The sequence below is a fragment of the Enterococcus gallinarum NBRC 100675 genome, assembly GCF_001544275.1.
GTDB lineage: Bacteria > Bacillota > Bacilli > Lactobacillales > Enterococcaceae > Enterococcus_D > Enterococcus_D gallinarum.
The window spans coordinates 133599-151294 of record NZ_BCQE01000011.1 but is presented as its reverse complement, the minus strand read 5'-3'; the positions used below and the strand labels follow the sequence as shown (position 1 = coordinate 151294).

General features: G+C 40.4%; 15 protein-coding genes. 10 read left to right on the top strand and 5 right to left on the bottom strand.

Translation table 11 applies throughout. The features are described 5' to 3' along the window. Positions 1-68 precede the first annotated feature (68 nt). Positions 69-905: an AraC family transcriptional regulator gene (locus EG2_RS07950; protein WP_060814270.1), complete on the bottom strand. Its 837-nt coding sequence runs from the start codon at positions 903-905 to the stop codon at positions 69-71. Between the two features lie 141 nt (positions 906-1046). Between EG2_RS07950 and EG2_RS07945 the strand changes: the two genes are divergently transcribed. Both EG2_RS07945 and EG2_RS07940 read left to right on the top strand, forming a co-directional pair. Then, positions 1047-2798: an ABC transporter ATP-binding protein gene (locus EG2_RS07945; RefSeq protein WP_060814269.1), complete on the top strand. Its 1752-nt coding sequence runs from the start codon at positions 1047-1049 to the stop codon at positions 2796-2798. After that, positions 2785-4566 carry an ABC transporter ATP-binding protein gene (locus tag EG2_RS07940; RefSeq protein WP_060814268.1) on the top strand — a complete coding sequence of 594 codons (1782 nt, stop codon included), beginning with the start codon at positions 2785-2787 and terminating at the stop codon, positions 4564-4566. The genes EG2_RS07945 and EG2_RS07940 overlap by 14 nt, the downstream gene beginning before the upstream one ends. Positions 4567-4621: 55 nt before the next feature. On the opposite strand, the gene EG2_RS07935 is transcribed toward EG2_RS07940, so the two are convergent. Next, on the bottom strand, positions 4622-5266 hold the full coding sequence (locus EG2_RS07935) for a copper homeostasis protein CutC (protein WP_060814267.1): 645 nt from the start codon (positions 5264-5266) through the stop codon (positions 4622-4624). An 88-nt stretch (positions 5267-5354) separates the two neighbouring features. Between EG2_RS07935 and EG2_RS07930 the strand changes: the two genes are divergently transcribed. From EG2_RS07930 to EG2_RS07910, 5 genes are all read left to right on the top strand, one after another. Beyond that, positions 5355-6197 carry a methyltransferase domain-containing protein gene (locus EG2_RS07930; RefSeq protein ID WP_060814266.1) on the top strand — a complete coding sequence of 281 codons (843 nt, stop codon included), beginning with the start codon at positions 5355-5357 and terminating at the stop codon, positions 6195-6197. 297 nt (positions 6198-6494) lie between these two features. Further along, positions 6495-6998: a tRNA (uridine(34)/cytosine(34)/5-carboxymethylaminomethyluridine(34)-2'-O)-methyltransferase TrmL gene (gene trmL, locus EG2_RS07925; protein ID WP_060814265.1), complete on the top strand. Its 504-nt coding sequence runs from the start codon at positions 6495-6497 to the stop codon at positions 6996-6998. A 27-nt stretch (positions 6999-7025) separates the two neighbouring features. Next, complete coding sequence (locus tag EG2_RS07920) at positions 7026-7679, top strand: histidine phosphatase family protein (RefSeq protein ID WP_060814264.1); 654 nt, start codon at positions 7026-7028, stop codon at positions 7677-7679. A 17-nt stretch (positions 7680-7696) separates the two neighbouring features. Continuing rightward, complete coding sequence (gene recD2, locus EG2_RS07915; protein ID WP_060814263.1) at positions 7697-10273, top strand: SF1B family DNA helicase RecD2; 2577 nt, start codon at positions 7697-7699, stop codon at positions 10271-10273. A 94-nt stretch (positions 10274-10367) separates the two neighbouring features. Next, positions 10368-10601: a hypothetical protein gene (locus EG2_RS07910; protein ID WP_060814262.1), complete on the top strand. Its 234-nt coding sequence runs from the start codon at positions 10368-10370 to the stop codon at positions 10599-10601. 48 nt (positions 10602-10649) lie between these two features. Here EG2_RS07910 and EG2_RS07905 read toward each other — a convergent pair whose 3' ends face one another. Both EG2_RS07905 and EG2_RS07900 read right to left on the bottom strand, forming a co-directional pair. Then, entirely contained in the window at positions 10650-11270 is a 621-nt protein-coding gene (locus EG2_RS07905) for a response regulator transcription factor (RefSeq protein ID WP_060814261.1), read from the bottom strand. Continuing rightward, a complete protein-coding gene (locus EG2_RS07900) occupies positions 11267-12343 on the bottom strand; it encodes a sensor histidine kinase (protein ID WP_060814260.1) in 1077 nt (358 codons plus the stop codon). Before EG2_RS07900 ends, EG2_RS07905 begins: the two co-directional genes overlap by 4 nt. Before the next feature lie 115 nt (positions 12344-12458). Here EG2_RS07900 and EG2_RS07895 point away from each other — a divergent pair, with 115 nt between their 5' ends. From EG2_RS07895 to EG2_RS07885, 3 genes are read left to right on the top strand one after another with little or no spacing between them, the layout of a single operon-like run. Further along, positions 12459-13391 carry an ABC transporter ATP-binding protein gene (locus EG2_RS07895; protein WP_029486934.1) on the top strand — a complete coding sequence of 311 codons (933 nt, stop codon included), beginning with the start codon at positions 12459-12461 and terminating at the stop codon, positions 13389-13391. 10 nt (positions 13392-13401) lie between these two features. Beyond that, positions 13402-14568 carry an ABC transporter permease gene (locus EG2_RS07890; protein ID WP_060814259.1) on the top strand — a complete coding sequence of 389 codons (1167 nt, stop codon included), beginning with the start codon at positions 13402-13404 and terminating at the stop codon, positions 14566-14568. Then, entirely contained in the window at positions 14555-15718 is a 1164-nt protein-coding gene (locus EG2_RS07885; protein WP_060814258.1) for an ABC transporter permease, read from the top strand. Before EG2_RS07890 ends, EG2_RS07885 begins: the two co-directional genes overlap by 14 nt. 60 nt (positions 15719-15778) lie before the next feature. Here EG2_RS07885 and EG2_RS07880 read toward each other — a convergent pair whose 3' ends face one another. Continuing rightward, positions 15779-16747 carry a diacylglycerol/lipid kinase family protein gene (locus tag EG2_RS07880; RefSeq protein ID WP_060814257.1) on the bottom strand — a complete coding sequence of 323 codons (969 nt, stop codon included), beginning with the start codon at positions 16745-16747 and terminating at the stop codon, positions 15779-15781. Positions 16748-17696 lie beyond the last annotated feature (949 nt).

The following is a 17696-nucleotide window of genomic DNA, read 5'->3' as shown; positions in this document are numbered from 1 at the left end:
TCTTTTCTATAAGAGACGCCTCGCTTTTTTGTCTTATTTGTATCGATAATGGGACCATGATGGTAAATTTATTTTTCCAACTTGGGAATGACTGACGAAGGAGAAACGCCAAAAAGTTTTTTAAAAGACTTGCTAAAGTGATACGCATCTTGATAACCAACAGCAGAAGCTACTTCTTTGATTGTGAGTTTCTCGTTTGTCAGCATATCTCGCGCACGTTTTAGCCGGATCTCGATTAAATAATTGATCGGGCTGACTCCAGTAGCCTCTTTAAAAACTTTTGAAAGATAGGTTGGACTGAGAAACTGATCTTGAGCTAGCTTTTCTAAAGTGATTTCTTCTTTATAGTGGTTCTCTAAAAAGTAGATGGTGTAGTTAACGATTTGTTGGTGGCGGCGTTGGCTTTTCGTGAGATAGGGCACCACATTCAGACGTTTGTCGTTTAAGCCTCTTAATATATAGACCAGCATCTCGATGATCAATGCTTTTTGCATTAATTGGAATTCATCTTGCTCCTCATTACTCTCCCAAACGAGTTGCCACGCTTTATCTAAAACTTGGTGGTGGTATTTTCCTAAATCCAGTAAAGGCTGCTTGTTGGGGAAAAAGTTGCGTTTGAATCCTTCTAAAGAAATATTCTTTAAGCCAATATGCAGTTGGTGGGAACAAGTCCCTGACTCCTGAAACTCACAATGATTGACACCAGGGTTAAACAACATGATACTGCCTGCCTTGATTTTAGTAGCAGGCGCCTCTTCAAAATAATAATTGCTTTCTCCTTCCAAAACGATACTGATTTCCAAGAAATCATGGTGATGCATCTCTCCATGACTTTCAGACTGTGTCCAAGGATCAAACAAGTAGATGATTTCGGGATTAAAGGTTCTGGGATTTACTAGATTCATTCATTTATCACTCCAATGGTGTCAGAACCTGGTAATTTCAGGTCGACGGCTTCTTAGTAATATTTTACATCAAAATGAGTAAGAAAAACCATTTTAATCGCCTAGTAAATCGCTAAGCTTAACAACGAGAGGGGGAATTAGATGAGTAACACACAATGGATCTGGCGATATGCGAAAAAAAATCGTGGCCGAATCATTTTAGCAATCCTGTTTTTACTTATTAATGCTGCGTTGATCGTCGTCAATCCATATCTAGGGGGAATGGTGATCGATGATGTGATCAATCAGCAGCAAACGCACTTATTGATTCCATTATTACTGATTATGATTGCAACGACAGTTATCCGAACCATTGTCCGCTATGCGTATCAACTATTATTTGAACGAGTTGGACAAAACACGCTCTATCATTTACGAGAAGATTTGTATCACAAACTGCAAGAACTGGATTTTGACTTCTTTAATCATACGCGCGTTGGGGATATTATGGCGCGAATGACAGGGGATACCGATGCTATTCGACACTTTGTTTCTTGGGTGACCTATAATATAGCCGAATGTTTTTTGTGGTTTTTCTCAGCCGTAGTGGTCATGAGTTTTATTGACTGGAAATTGATGCTTGCTTTAGTCGCTGTGACGCCAATCATCTTTCTACTAACGAATCAAATGTCAAAAAAAGCTCATCCATTGTTCTTTGAGATTCGGGAAAGTTTTTCTCGGTTGAATTCGATGGTAGAAGAAAATATTGGTGGCAATCGCGTCGTCAAAGCATTTGCCAGAGAAAACTATGAGATCGACAAGTTTAAAGCGTACAACCAAGATTTCAAGACCCGCAACATGGCTTCTGCCGAAGTATCCCGAACCTATTTGCCATGGTTGGATGGATTGGCCGGAAGTTTGAATGTCATTGCTTTGGTCTTAGGAGGAATCTTTGTTATCAACGGAGATATGACATTAGGTGATCTAGTGGCATTCAACGGGTACTTATGGATGCTGAATAATCCTATGCGAATGAGTGGCTGGCTGATCAATGATGTTCAACGTTTTTCTGCCGCCTGTATCAAGATTCGTCAAATGCTCGCACAAGAGTCGAAAATTCCTGTCCATGAAAAGAAAGTGTTGGAACCAATCAAAGGCTTTGTGGAATTTAAAAATGTTTCCTTTCATTTTTCCGATGATCCGGATCAAAATGTTTTGGAAGATGTTAGCTTTAAAATAGGACCTGGGCAAACGTTAGGGATCTTAGGTGAAACAGGCTCTGGTAAAACAACATTGGTCAATCTTGTGGGACGGTTTTATGATCCTACTGAGGGCGAAGTACTGATTGATGGCAAAAGTGCAAAAGAATATCCGGTCCGTCAAATGCGGGAGAACATTTCAATGGTCATGCAAGATGTGTTCTTGTTTTCTAACACGATTTCTGACAATATCGCTTTTGGTAATCCATTAGCAGATGAAAATTTTATTCGTCAAATGGCAGTGGTAGCAGATGCCGACACCTTTATTTCTCGTATGCCTCAAGGTTATGAAACCATTGTCGGCGAGCGAGGGGTAGGATTATCAGGCGGCCAAAAACAACGTATTTCATTGGCACGGGCTTTGGCGAAAGATCCGTCGATCCTGATTCTTGATGATACCACTTCAGCGGTTGACATGGAGACAGAATCCAAGATCCAACAAGAGCTAACCAAACTAACTGGAGAAAAAACGACTTTCATCATTGCTCATCGGATCTCTTCTGTCCGTGAAGCAGATCAAATTCTGATGATGGAAAAAGGACGCGTGATCGAGCAGGGAACCCACGAAGAACTAGTTGCCAAAAAAGGCAGATACTTCGAGGTATACCAAAAACAATTGGGATTGACTGGAGGTGACGACAATGGCGCGCAATAAATTTGATGTGGATGAAGAACTGGAACAGGAATTCAGTTGGAAAGACTTTAAACGATTGGCACGATATGTCGTCCCTTATAAAGCAAGTATCGGCAAAGTTCTCTTTACGATCATCTTAGCCAATTTGGCGGGAATGCTGGCTCCGGTATTTACAAAAATTGCAATCGATTCAGCCATTCCTGACCAAAATAAAACACAACTGATCTTGATCGGTGTCGCTTTTGTTGTGACATTGCTGATCATTGGACTGTGCATGCGTTACCGGATTTATCATATTACGAATATTGGTCAAGACGTCCTAAAAGATATGCGTTACGATATCTTTGAACATTTACAGCGCTTGCCTTTTTCCTATTTTGATACGCGACCTCACGGGAAGATTTTGATCCGAGTGGTCAACTACATCAATACACTGAGTGATCTATTAAGCAATGGGCTGATCAATTTGATCTCCGATATTTTCAATGTGGTGATCACACTGATTTTCATGTTGGTCATCGATGTCAAATTGACATTGTATTCATTGGCACTCTTACCGATTCTCTTCGTGATGGTCATGGTGATCAAGAACAAACAGCGGAAAGCTTACCAGGTCTTAAGCAACAAACAGTCCAATCTGAATGCGTACATTCACGAAAGTATCGCGGGTATCAAGATCACCCAATCGTTTGCCCGTGAAGAAGAAAATGCTCAAATTTTTGAAGAAGTCAGCAATGACTACCGCACATCTTGGATGAAGGCTGTCAGGGTCCAATTTTTGATGTGGCCAGGGGTGCAAAACATTTCTGTGATTACCACTTGTTTGATTTATTTTGTTGGTATTCGTCAAATTGGTGTTGAAGTCAGTACTGGCACCTTGATTGCTTTTATTAGTTACATCAATAATTTTTGGAATCCAGTAATCAATATCGGTAATTTTTATAATTCATTGATCACGGCAACGGCGTACCTCGAACGGATCTTTGAAACAATGGATGAAGTACCAGATATTGAAGACAAAACCGATGCGAAAGAATTGCCGAGCATCAAAGGGGAAGTGGATTTCGATCATGTGACTTTCCGTTACGAAGAAGGCAAAAATATCTTGTCCGATGTTAACTTCCACATCCAGGCAGGAGAAAGCATTGCGTTAGTTGGTCCTACAGGCGCAGGCAAGACGACGATTATTAATTTGTTGAGTCGTTTTTATGATGTGAATGAGGGAAGTGTCAAAGTTGACGGCTATGATGTTCGCGATGTGACGTTGGAATCATTGCGCTCACAAATGGGTGTCATGCTGCAGGATACCTTTATTTTCTCAGGGACAATCATGGAAAACATTCGATATGGAAATTTAGCAGCAACCGAAGAAGAAATCATTGAAGCTGCGAAGATCGTTCGGGCACACGAGTTCATCAAGGATTTGAAAGACGGTTACCACACGGTTGTTGAAGAGCGGGGGAGCACGTTATCCGCAGGGCAACGCCAGTTAATTTCCTTTGCCCGAGCATTACTGGCAGATCCAAAGATATTGATTCTAGACGAAGCAACTTCAAGTATTGATACAAAGACAGAAGAGCTGTTGCAAGAAGGGCTTTTAAAACTTCTGGAAGGCAGGACATCCTTTATTATTGCCCATCGTCTGTCAACAATCAAAAATTCCGACCGTATTTTCTATGTCGCTGGAGGGAAAATTGCTGAATCGGGCAATCACGACCAGCTGATGGCCTTAAAAGGGCTCTATCATCACTTGTACCAATCACAGTATGATTTGTTGCAAGCGATATAAGATAGTGGGCTCTGTACAAAAAAGACATTCGTTTATCAGCGAATGTCTTTTTTTCTTAATGATCTGTCAAATCAACGATTTTCGTTCCGTGGAGTTCAGAAACACCAAGCTGATCAGCAATTGATTGGGCATTCTTGTATGAAATACCTGCTCCTGGCAATATAATCAACCGATCTCCTGCATAGTCGATCAATGCTTTTAACCGTTCTATGTTCTCTTCGATAGCTGTTCCTGCCGGTCCGCCATGTGTGAGGATGCGGTGGACGCCATGAGCAGCAAGCCAATCAATGGCTTCAAATTGGCGAGATTCCGGAATGGCATCAAATGCCATGTGAAAAGTGATCTGTAATCCTTCAGCTGTATCGATCAGAAGTTCCAATGCTTCTTCATCTAGCCAGCCATTAGGCGTCAAACAGCCGAATACTACACCGTCAGTTCCTAATTTCTTGGCTTCAATCAAATCTGTGTGCATGATCTTTAACTCAATGTCATTATAAACAAAATCGCCGCCTCTTGGTCGAATCATTGTCATGATCGGCACACTTTTTTCACCGGCGTAACTCAATGCTTCTTCGATCACACCCGTGCTAGGTGTGGTTCCGCCGACAGCCAAATTGTCGCATAACTCGATCCGTTTTGCTCCTCGGCCGATCGCTAATGGGATCATCGTATAATTTTCGGCACAAAATTCTTTTAACATCTGTTTCCCTCCGTTTTTCAGCTGTTATTCTACACTAGCATTTTACCATAAATCTATGCTAAAGTAAGAAAGAGAAGAGGGATTTGATATGTTAAAAAAAATCGATCGTGGGCGACTTTTTCTTGAGGCCCATAGCGACTTATTTGAGTGTCCATTGTGTCATCAGCAGGTCTTTGCCAATGAGAGTGGACTGATTTGTCCGAATCGTCATCGTTTTGATCTTTCAAAAAAGGGGACTTTATTTTTTTTGGATCATCCTGTGAAAACGGAGTACGATCAAGGAATGTTTGTTCCTCGAAGTCGAATGATCCAAAGTGGGATGTATCGTCCAGTCTTAGAGGCCATCTCCCACCAGATTGAACAATCCGAAAACATTTTAGATATTGGCTGTGGGGAAGGCAGCTTTCTTACCCAATTATTAGACGGACAAGAAAAAACGGCAGTAGGATTTGACATTGCCAAGGAAGGCGTCTATTTGGCAACCAATCATACTGTTTCTGCCTTTTGGTGTGTCGCAGATCTCACGAATCTTCCTTTTGCCCCCGCTAGTTTTGATACGATTTTGAATTTATTTTCGCCTTCCAATTATCAGGAATTCGACCGCATCATGAAGCCGGGCGGACAAGTGATCAAAGTTGTGCCAGCAGCAGGCTACCTTAAAGAGCTGCGGCAAGCTTTTTATCCAGATGATTCTGCAAAACAAGTCTATTCTAATGAACGGGTCGTTGATAAATTTTTTGAAAAATATCCGCAAGCGAGCCGAGAACGGATTTGTTATCCATTCTCAATCCCAGAAGACCGGCGACTGGACTTGTTGGCGATGTCGCCATTGGAGTGGGGTGCGTCAAACGAGCAAATAGCAAAAGTTCGGGAAAACCCGTTATACGAAATAACAGTCGATATTGAGTTGTTAGTCGCGAAAGTTTCTTGAAAAATTTTTGAACTTTTTTGTTATTTACCCTTGCAATCATGTCATGGGAGTGATATATTGTTCTCAAGTCATTTTTCATTGGTTTTTATCAGGTTCCTGTTCTGATAAAAGTTAGTGAAAAGAGCTTCACTAACGTAACGACTCGCAGTGATTGACACCGAGTTGGTACGTTTTTTTTTATGCTCAAAGTTTCAGTGAATCAGATAGAAGTTCGCAAAACGATTTTCGTTAAAATATGGTACTATAGAATCTATTGAGAGACAATTGGCTCGAACCAATTGAAAGGAGTCTTACCAGATGAATCACATTGTTTTATTTGAACCACAAATCCCTGCCAATACCGGCAATATCGCTCGGACTTGCGCAGCCACCAATACACATTTACACTTGATTGAACCATTAGGCTTTTCAACAGATGACAAGCATTTGAAACGCGCTGGACTTGATTACTGGCATGATGTTCACATTACTTACCACAAAGATTTAGCGGCATTTATGTCCTTTTTAGGTGATCGTCCACTGTACCTGATTTCTAAATTTGCCAATCGTGTCTATTCTGAAGTAGATTATACGGTTCATGAAGACCAATTTTTCCTTTTTGGGAAGGAAACAACTGGATTGCCTGAAACATTCATGCGAGAACATGCGGACAAATGTTTACGAATTCCAATGAATGATGCCCATGTCCGTTCATTGAATTTATCTAACACAGCCGCGTTGATTATTTATGAAGCTTTACGACAACAAGGGTTTCCAGAGTTAGAATTGACTCATCACTACGACAATGACAAATTAGATTAGATACAATCGATAGGAGAGACTTGTTCGATGCAATTATATTTTACTCGTCATGGCAAAACAGAATGGAATCAAGCACGACGGTTTCAAGGAATGATGGGAGATTCACCATTGTTGCCTGAAAGTTATCAGGAGATCCAGCTTTTGGGTGACGCAATCGCAGATGTTCCTTTTGAAAAAATCTATTCAAGTACCTCGTTACGTGCCCGTACAACCGCACAAGGGATAGTGGAAAGATTAAAGCAACCAGTCGAGATTGTTTATACAGAAGGATTACGTGAACTTGGACTAGGCGATTTAGAAGGGCAGTTCATTGATGAAATGCAGGCAAAATACCCGCAAGAACTGTCTGATTTGCGCCACCATCTTGACCGTTATGACCCAACGATATTTCAAGGAGAGCCCATCGAAGATGCACTGAAGCGCATTGAAACAGTGGTGATGACTGCTGTGCAAGCCCACAATGGTCCGTTACTTTTTGTCGGTCATGGGGCCTCATTGACGGCAGCCATCCAATGGTTGACCGGAAAAGAATTGGCACAATTGCGGGAACAAGGCGGTCTTGTTAATAATAGCTTGACCATTTTAGAGACGGGAACAGATAAACAATTGCCTTTTGAGATGACCTGTTGGAATGATGCAAGTTTTCTAAAAAATCAAGACAGTTTAGATGCCTTATTATAGGTGAAAGGAGCGGCGTCGTGAATCCAGAAAGAACATTTTTTGTCGGCCATGTTGCCGCGATCTTTTTTCAAAATCCTAGCAATTTCTATAAGGTACTTTTAGTCAAAGTGACAGAAAATAATGCGGATTACAAAGAATCTGAGATCGTCGTCACTGGGAGCTTCGGTGAGATCCAAGAAGAGGAGAGTTACCGATTCTACGGTGAGTTAGTCAATCATCCTAAATATGGCGTCCAATTAAAAGTGGACAGCTATCAGCAAGAACAACCTACTTCAGAGCAAGGTCTGATCAATTATCTTTCAGGAGAGAAGTTTCCTGGTATCGGTAAGAAGACAGCTGAAAAAATTGTGGGGCTTCTAGGAGATCAGGCGATCGATCGCATGTTAGAGGACCCGGTATTGTTGGAGCAAATTCCTGGATTGAATGAAAGCAAACGAAAAATGATTCTTGATACGGTTCGACTCAATCATGGGATGGATCAAGTGATCGTTGGGTTAAGCCGCTATGGGTTTGGTAGTCAGCTTTCTTTTGCCATTTACCAAGCATACAAAAATGAAGCATTAGAGATCATCCAAGAAAATCCTTATCAATTAGTCGAAGATATTGAAGGGATTGGCTTCAAACGGGCAGATAACATCGCCGATCAATTAGGAATTGAAGCCACCTCGCCCCAGCGCTATCGTGCGGCAGTTTTGCACCAGATTTTTGCCCAATCTTTACAGACCGGGAACACATATATTCACGCACAGGATTTGCTCGAGCAAACCCTTCGGTTGTTGGAAACAAGTCGTCCCATCGAAATTCCACCGGATGACTTGGCAAATACGATTATTGGATTGGTAGAAGAAGGCAAGATCCAACAAGAAGAAACGAAGTTGTATGAAAACAGTCTCTATTTTTCAGAGTGGGGGATCGCCAATTCGATCCAACGATTATTAGCTCGCAAAAAAGAAATCAACTACCCCAAAAAAACAGTTGAAAAAACACTGCGAAAAATCGAGAAGCGATTAGGGATCGTCTATGGATCTTCCCAAGAAGAAGCCATCAAAGAAGCCATCCATTCACCATTATTTATTTTGACTGGCGGACCTGGAACAGGGAAAACGACAGTAATCAATGGGATTGTTCAATTATTTGCTGAATTGAATGATCTTGATTTAGATCCCGCAAAATACACGGAAGAAATGTTCCCCATCTTGTTGGCAGCTCCTACAGGTAGGGCAGCCAAACGGATGAATGAGACGACGGGACTTCCCAGTGGGACGATTCATCGTTTGCTGGGGCTTAACGGCCGTGAGAAGACGCCTAGTGTCGCTGCGAAAGAACTTGAAGGCGGTTTGTTGATTGTTGATGAAATGTCGATGGTGGATACGTGGTTGGCTAATACATTGTTCAAATCGATCCCTACAAATATGCAAGTTATTTTTGTTGGCGACAAAGACCAACTGCCTTCAGTAGGACCGGGACAAGTGCTGCATGATCTTTTAGAAATCGAACAGATTCCAAAACAAGAATTGACCGAGATTTATCGTCAAGGAGATGGGTCAAGCATCATTCCATTGGCTCATGCGATAAAAAATGGGCAATTACCTGCAGATTTTACACAAAATCAAAAAGATCGCTCTTTCTTTGCTTGTGATGCTTACAAAATTGAACCATTGATCGCACAAATCGTGCAACGGGCGAAAGCGAAAGGCTTTACACCGCAAGACATTCAAGTTCTAGCGCCAATGTACCGCGGAGCAGCAGGGATCGATGCACTAAACAAGATGATGCAGGAGATCTTTAATCCAAACGATGGGACTAAAAAAGAAGTCACTTGGAATGAAACAGTCTATCGGATCGGAGATAAAGTCTTGCAGCTGGTCAATTCGCCAGAAGACAATGTTTTCAATGGGGATATGGGACAAATCGTCGGCATTATTCCTGCCAAACAGTCGGAAGACAAAGTGGATGAATTAGTGATCCAATTCGATGCCACAGAAGTTACCTATAAGCGAAATGAATGGAATAAAATCACATTGTCCTATTGCTGCTCGATCCATAAAGCACAAGGGAGCGAGTTCAAGATGGTGATCATGCCGATGGTTCACCAATACCAGCGGATGCTGCAACGAAATTTACTCTATACGGCAGTGACCCGTAGCAAAGAGCTGTTGATTTTATTAGGGGAACCCCAAGCTTATCAAACATGTGTGACACATGAGTCCGCCACACGATTGACTACCTTGCAAGAGCGAATCAACGGCAGTGACGAGATGACACCTTTGCAACGTCAAAGGTTGGCACAGTTTGAAGAAGCAGATGATCCTTTCGCAGAGTCTAACTCCCAGACAACAGCCACAATGAAAAGTGAAAAGAAAACAGATACTGCCGATGAGCCGATGAGCAGTAAGCAGCCGGTTCAGAAACAGGAACTTGATTTGTTTGCCACAACACCGAGTGAATCCATCATCGAAGAAACACTACCAGAAGAAACTATCTCAAAAGAACCGCTTTCGAGAGAGTTGACAATCGAAATGGTTCAAAAAAATGCGGTTGATCCAATGATTGGGATGGAGAATCTTTCTCCATATGATTTTCTCGTCTCTTAAAAAAGAATTTTTTTTACAGTTAATGAAAATGAGCGCTTTCTTTTGGTTTTTTAGCGAAACATGCTAAGCTAATACCAAAAGGAGGCGTTTTCAAATGGCGAAAGAAACAGATGACAAATTAGAAAAATTAGCAAAAGAATCCAGCAATAACTTCAAGAAATTGGATGAGTTGGAGAAAGAATACAAACTTGATGAAAGTCCAGATGCCGAAAACGAACAAGGAGAGGAAACCGGTTTAGAGAAAAAATTAGACAAAGTTCCGCCAATTTGGGCACCAAACACAAATCCGACGAATCCAACCAATCCGAATAGTTCAGGAAGCATTTAAGATTGAAATCAAAAAACACGTAAGAGGAGATTACCTCTTACGTGTTTTTTATTGTAAATGCTGGTAATAATAAATGGCTAACTGGGTACGATCCCGAAGTTCTAATTTTTCTAATAACTTACTGATATAATTGCGGACCGTTCCTTCGCTGAGAAACAACGCTTGCGCAATTTCTTTATTGTTTTTTCCAGTGGCAATTTCCTTCAAGATCATTTTTTCTCGTTCTGAGAAATGAGTATTCAAATAAGAGTCATTATTTTTTAACAGTGTAGGAAACTTCGTGACGATTTCAGCGCCAAACACTGCTTGGCCATTGTATGCAGCTTTGATAGAGGGTACAATAGCCGAAAGATTTTGCTTGATGAGATAGCCTTTGACTCCGAGATCCAAAGCTTCTCGTATATAGGCATCATCATCAAAAGTAGTTAAGAGTAAAATGACGGCATTCGGATCCCGGGTTAAAATCTTGCGAGCAGCATCTAATCCAGTCCCATCGGGCATCCGAATATCTGTTAGTATAATCGCAGGTTTTCTTTCTTCGTACAATGCAACTGCTTCTTTGGCACAATGACCAATGCCTGTTACCTCAATTTCGTTTGAAACTTCCAAGATGGTTTTTAATGATGCGGTAACTAGGGGATCGTCATCGATGATTACTACTTGGATCATTGGTCCTCCTCCTTAGGTAAAATAATCGTAAGTTGAAATAAATTCTCTTTTTCAAGGGCATGGAGTTGTCCGTTTACCTGGTTGATTCGCTGGCGCATCGTCTGCAAACCGATCCCGTGGGTGTGATTGAGCCTATCCTTTGGTTTGTCATTCTTGATTTGTAATCGATGAAAAGCAGGTAGTTGTTTAAAATCGCAAGTCACTTTTGTTGCTTGACTGTGCTTCATGACGTTGGTCAAGGCTTCTTTTATGATCGTGATTAGGACAGTTTGTTGTGTTTGAGAGAGAATACTTGGCGGTGTTCCTATTACCTCAACTGTACAAAATTGAAAGTCTGATAGCAAAAGATCTAATGCTTGTGGAAAAGGAAGCGAGTGATGATGTAAATCGTGAACACTTTCTCGGATGCGGTCCATACCCAAGTTCATGGTTCGGTTCAATTGATCCAATGGTAAGTGAAGTTGCTTATTTTGATTAATTGCTTGAATGGCACCTAATTGTAAGATGGCACTTGAAAGCAGATGACCAACATTATCATGGATATCACGAGCGATTCGATTCCGCTCTTCAGCGATCTGTAAGGCGACTTCTGTTTCTTGAGAGCTTTTAAGGTAGTCGTTTTGCTCACGCAATCGGCTCTCATTTTCCCAATTGGCATCTTGAGTCGAGTTGAATTTTTTTTGTAACGAATGAAATTCAAAACTATCGTTTCGCAAGTAAGAAGCAGAGTAGACCAAAAGCATCAGTATAATCCGTATCGGCCAAGAAGGAACCAAGGAAAATAAGAGTATACAAAGAATGAGCAGGAGGATCTTTTCTTGCTTTTCACCAATCTGGGCTGAACGAAAGACGCATGGGAAAAAATAGCTATAAATTGGCCAAACCAAACTAAGACCTATCAAAATGCCCAATGCCAGCCACGTTCCTTTTTTGAATAGCAGACAGAGACCACTTAAGATGATTGTCGTCAAAAGATAGATTAAGTCTAGGGCTTGGAAGCCATTCAGGGACATTAGCCCTCCACAGAGAAGAAAATAAAAAACAACCTCATTAATCGACAATGGTTTATTCATATCTGGCTCCTAAATAATGACAAATGTCATTTTTGTTTTGGCGTATCCTCACTAGTTATTCTTTTCGCTTTTTATTATAGTCAGAATAAGAAGTGTTTGGAAAGGAGTTTTTTCGATGATTATTGAAATTGATAACTTGGTAAAACGTTATGGTGATTTTCTCGCATTGAATCATTTTAATTTGCAAGTCAGGGAAGGTGAAGTTCTCGGGCTTTTAGGACCTAATGGAAGCGGCAAATCAACAGCTATCAACTGTATGTTGTCCTTATTATCTTTTGATAAAGGGACTATTAAATTGTTCGGGGAAAAAATGTCACCGACAAGTTATGAAATAAAGCAAAAAATTGGCGTCGTTCCGCAAGATATCGCTGTATTTGAAGAGTTGACGGTCTACGACAATGTTGATTACTTCTGTGGTCTGTATGTTGCTGACAAGAAGAAGCGGAAACTATTGATCGAGGAAGTCATTTCGCTTGTGGGATTAGAAGAGTTCAAAGGATTCTATCCAAAACAATTAAGTGGTGGCTTGAAACGGCGTTTAAACATTGCTTGTGGCATTGCCCATAAACCACAACTGATTTTTCTTGATGAACCAACTGTTGCCGTAGATCCCCAAAGTCGGAACAAAATTTTGGACAGTATCAAAAAGTTGAATCAGCAAGGTGCAACAATTGTTTATACGACTCATTATATGGAGGAAGTCGAAATACTTTGTGATCAGATTGTGATCATGGATCAGGGACAAGTCATCGCGAAAGGAACAAAAGAAGAGTTGAAGGACATGGTTCGAAGTACGGAAAATCTTGTGATTGATATCCCTTTACTTCCAGATACAGCGATCGAATTTATCAAGTCATTGCCTCAAGTTCTTGAAACTGCCTATGATAAAGAGCGTTTGACGATCACAGCCAAAAAGATGAAAGAGATTCTTTTACCAGTACTAAGCTATTTGGAGGATGAACATATCGCATTTACTAAGATTCACACAGGAGAAGCAACATTAAACGATGTGTTTCTGGAAATTACCGGTAAAGAATTAAGAGACTAGGAGGGAGATTATGTTTGGACACTTATATCGGTATCGCTTGAACGTTTTAGTTCGTAATAATTCCTTACTATTTTGGACATTGATCTTCCCGATTTTATTAGGGTTGATGTTTTCTGTAGCATTTAGCGAGATTGATCAAGCTGGAACGATCGAGACGATTCCCGTTGGGATTATCAAAGAAGAACAAAATCAGAAAACAAATGAGGGACAACTGACTCAGCAAGTCGCATTTATGAATGTTTTGAAGCAAACAAAATCTGGTGGAGAACCATTGTTTTCACTACAAGAAGTTTCTCCTCAAGAGGCTGAAAAACGATTAGATGCAGGGGATCTTGCTGGTTATTATTCCTTTGAACAGTCATCGATCCAATTGGCTATTGCGCGTACCGGTCTTTCTCAAACCATTCTAAAAAACATGATGGACCGATTTTTACAAAATACTGACCTGGCCAATAAGTTGGTGGCAATTGACTCTACTTTGACAGAAGACCAGCTCACATCTTTTCTAGTTGGAGAATCTTTTGTTCAGCAAGAAAATCAGACTAGAAACATGAGTATCAAAAGTTTTTATTTCTTTACCTTGGTGGGAATGGCTATTTTGTATGGATTCATGTGGGGGGTCAGAAACGCCCAAGACCAACAAGCAAATCAGTCTTCCAAAGGGATTCGCCTTTCGATCATCCCTCGAAACCGATTGCTGGTTTTTTCAGCAAATATCCTTGCTGGATTCACGATATTTTTCTTAGAAGTTTTAGTGATTCTAAGTGTTTTTCATTTTATTTATCAAGTCGACTTCGGAAACCGCTGGCAGTGGTTATTCGTCCTATCCGCTTTGGGTGCATTGAATGCATTATTATTAGGGAATTTGGTTGGGAATTTGTTTCCTAATATGGGGCTGGCACAAAAAGAAGGATTGGGTGTGGCTGTTACAATGGCGATGAGTTTTTTTGCTGGTATGATGGGCTCCCAAGACATCAAATACTGGATCGATCTGCACATTCCGGTGCTAGGAAAACTGAATCTTGTCAACTTAATTAGTGAGAGTTTCTATCAGCTCTATTTTTATCGCTCACTAGAGGATTTCTATTTGAATCTTTTCTGGTTAGTAGCCTTTATGGTTATCTTAGCCTTTAGTAATCTAATGTTTGAAAGGAGGGTTCAATATGTCGCTGTATAAAGCCGTTTTGAAAATTTTAAAAGCGAACAAAATAAATTTGTTGATTGCAGTCATTGTAACTGTGATCATCACCTTCTTCTATGCGCAAAATATAGCAGCACCGGATGCAAAATTGGATCGGGGGACAATGACCATTGTTACAGAAGACAACTCCGCATTAAGTAAAGCACTGATTGACTATTTAAAAGAAGAACAAACGGTTGTGGAATTGTCTGATAAGAGCCAAAAATCGATTGATGATGCGCTGTATTTTGGAAAAATCGACTATGTTTTATTTTTGCCTAAAGATTTTACTACGAATATTGAAGCAGGTGTACCGTCAGCAATCGATGCACAATCTCGTCCCGATGCTTTTGCCAAAACATTAATTGAAGGGCAAGTAGATACCTTTTTGTCGACTTATACGGCTTTTTATCATGTAACTGGCAATAGGGAAGAGGCATTGAAAAATACGCAATCTACTTTGGCCGCAAATGGCGAAGTAACGATTAGTCGTGGATACAGTGAACGGATGAACCAGCAATTCGGCAGCTTAGTATTCAATGCACTTGCTTACGGTTTGTTTCTTTCTATTTTTAGTGGCTATGGAGTGGTCAATCTAGTGTTCAATCGGAAAGAAATCCGGAATCGCAATCAAGTATCTCCTTTATCAACACGGCGGTTGAACCGAGCCGTTTCTATTGGTATGTTGGGGTATTCACTGCTTCTGACTAGTTGTTTTACAGCGGGATTACTCCTATTTACTCGTAGCACGTGGTCTGTCATGACCGGCTATCTAGTGATTAATCTTTTGTGTTTTTTCTTGCCGATTGTCACATTTTCAACGTGTGTTACGTCATTTGTCAAAAATAGTGAGGCGTTGAATGGAATTTCGAATGTGTATATTATGGGAAGCTGTTTTTTAGGGGGAGTTTTTGTTTCATCAGATTTTTTACCAGACTTTATTAGTAAGATCGCTTCTTTTACACCGACTTATTGGTTTGTACAAAACAATCAATTGATTGGGAACACCCTCTCAGTGAATGCGGATTTCATTACGAAATTCTGGTTGAACTGCTTGATATTGGTCTTATTTGCCTGTGCCTTTTTGATAATACAGTTCGTTTTGAAAAAAGACAGCCGCTGGTTTAATCAAAAAAGGGTTGCATGAGTCATAAAAAAATGATGCCGCTGACTCAACAGCTGCATCATTTTTCTACTCTCACTATTTCTAACTCCAAATCAGTTGTTTGGCGGTAGTCATGGTGATATCAAATGGCCGCTTGCCCATTTCTTCGCCGTCTTCTTGACCATGCTGTGGTACTGTGGAGACGATTCGGAGTTTATTCGTAGATAAATGATGGAAGTAGCGAGATTTCATTTGTTTCTTGCGGGTTAGTAAGGCTAAAAGCCAAAAAATTTTGAACAAAGCGACTCGCTCAACGAGAACGAAATCGATCTTATCTTCGTTGAGGTTTGCTGTGGGTGCGATCGCTACGCCGCCACCGAAGTAAGGATGATTTGTCGTTGTGCACAAGAAAGCCTTTGTAAAATTCAATTGTTTCCCATTGGTTTCTACCAGGATAGGAAATCCTTTTTGACGGAACAAGACATTCACTACTGCAGATAAGTAGGCAAATGAACCTAAATTGAACTTGTTTAAGTTTGATTTCGCAGCAGAATGATTTGCTGCGTAAACGATCGATGCATCTAACCCAATACCGATATTGTTGATTGCGAACCCAGTTTCATCTTGGATTTGATCATGATACTTGATGATCGTAACCGATTGAGGAGTAGCGGTCCCAGCGATTTTCCAAAATACTTGCTCTGGTTCCTTAGGTAAACGCATTCCTCTGGCAAAGTCATTCCCTGATCCTGCCGGAATGTAACCTAGTGGAATATTTTTTTCTGATTCTTGAAGGGAGGAAACTACTTGATGTAAGGTGCCATCGCCACCGATCACCACCAGTAAGGGGTAAAGCATTTCTGAATTTTCTCGATAGATGTCATCCCATGGCAACAATACTTGTGCCAGTAAAGAAGTAGTAAGTTCCTGTTCTTGCCCGGCATATTCTGTATAGTAGAACTGATGGGGAAAACGCCGCTTCTTGACGATTGCTTCAATTTTTTTGGCTACTTTTAGGCCACGTCCACTGCCTGCTTCAGGGTTAACGACAAAATGATAATAATATTTCATACAATAAATGCTCCATCTAATCTAAAATCAATGCTGTTTATTATAGCACGATTGCTGACAAGTTTGGCTAGTGATGCTTAACTATTTTTTGACAAAAAAATAGATTCGACGAAAGGTACGTAACAACAAGCTACTATTTTCACTGTTGTTTTTGTGATCTAAGGTTCTTATGTCCACTATGATCACATCCGTATTGCTCACATTCGCCGAATCCTATTCAATTAGTAAGGAGTAACTCAAATTCCCACATCCTTTGTCTGTTTTTCTAAGTTGACAACAATTCTTTTCTTGCAGATCCTTCATCGTCTGCTTTACTGGGAATCCTTGCTCCTTACAGTTATAGTATAGCACGAAAACGGATAGAAGCAACCGCTTACATGCTCTTTGTCACTATCTTTAGATAAATTTAAAGATATCGAGAACTGCTTTGTGTTTAAGAAAATTATAGGTAAAAAGCGGTTTAACAGGGATTGCGACTAGAGACTGCGAGAAAAAATTCCCAGTAGGTTTCCATCTGTCAAAGTAAAGAGGAAGGTACTAAGACAGGGTGCTACCTAATTTTCATTGCTCTTTTTTTATTGTTAGATTTACATGCTAAAGCTGATCCATGAATCCTTTCACAAAACCGTTAAAAAAATCAATGATTTCGGGAAGGAGCACGGATAAGCTCAGTACGATGAAACATAACTTTTGGATTCTGTCCAATTTGTTAAAAAAGTTTTTGGAAAGCAACAGGGCGATTAGACTTAAAAAACCTAAAATATTTACTAGTACTAAAATGATTGCCAATTGTATCACTCCTTTCATTCAAAGATACCATAAATAAATATCGAAACAACTATTAAAAACATTTTCGTTTTTTTCGTGATATTCGAAAGAAGTTTGCAGACTCAAAATACATAGGACTAAGACCAAGGATTGATAGTTTATGTGAGGAAAACTGAAATCG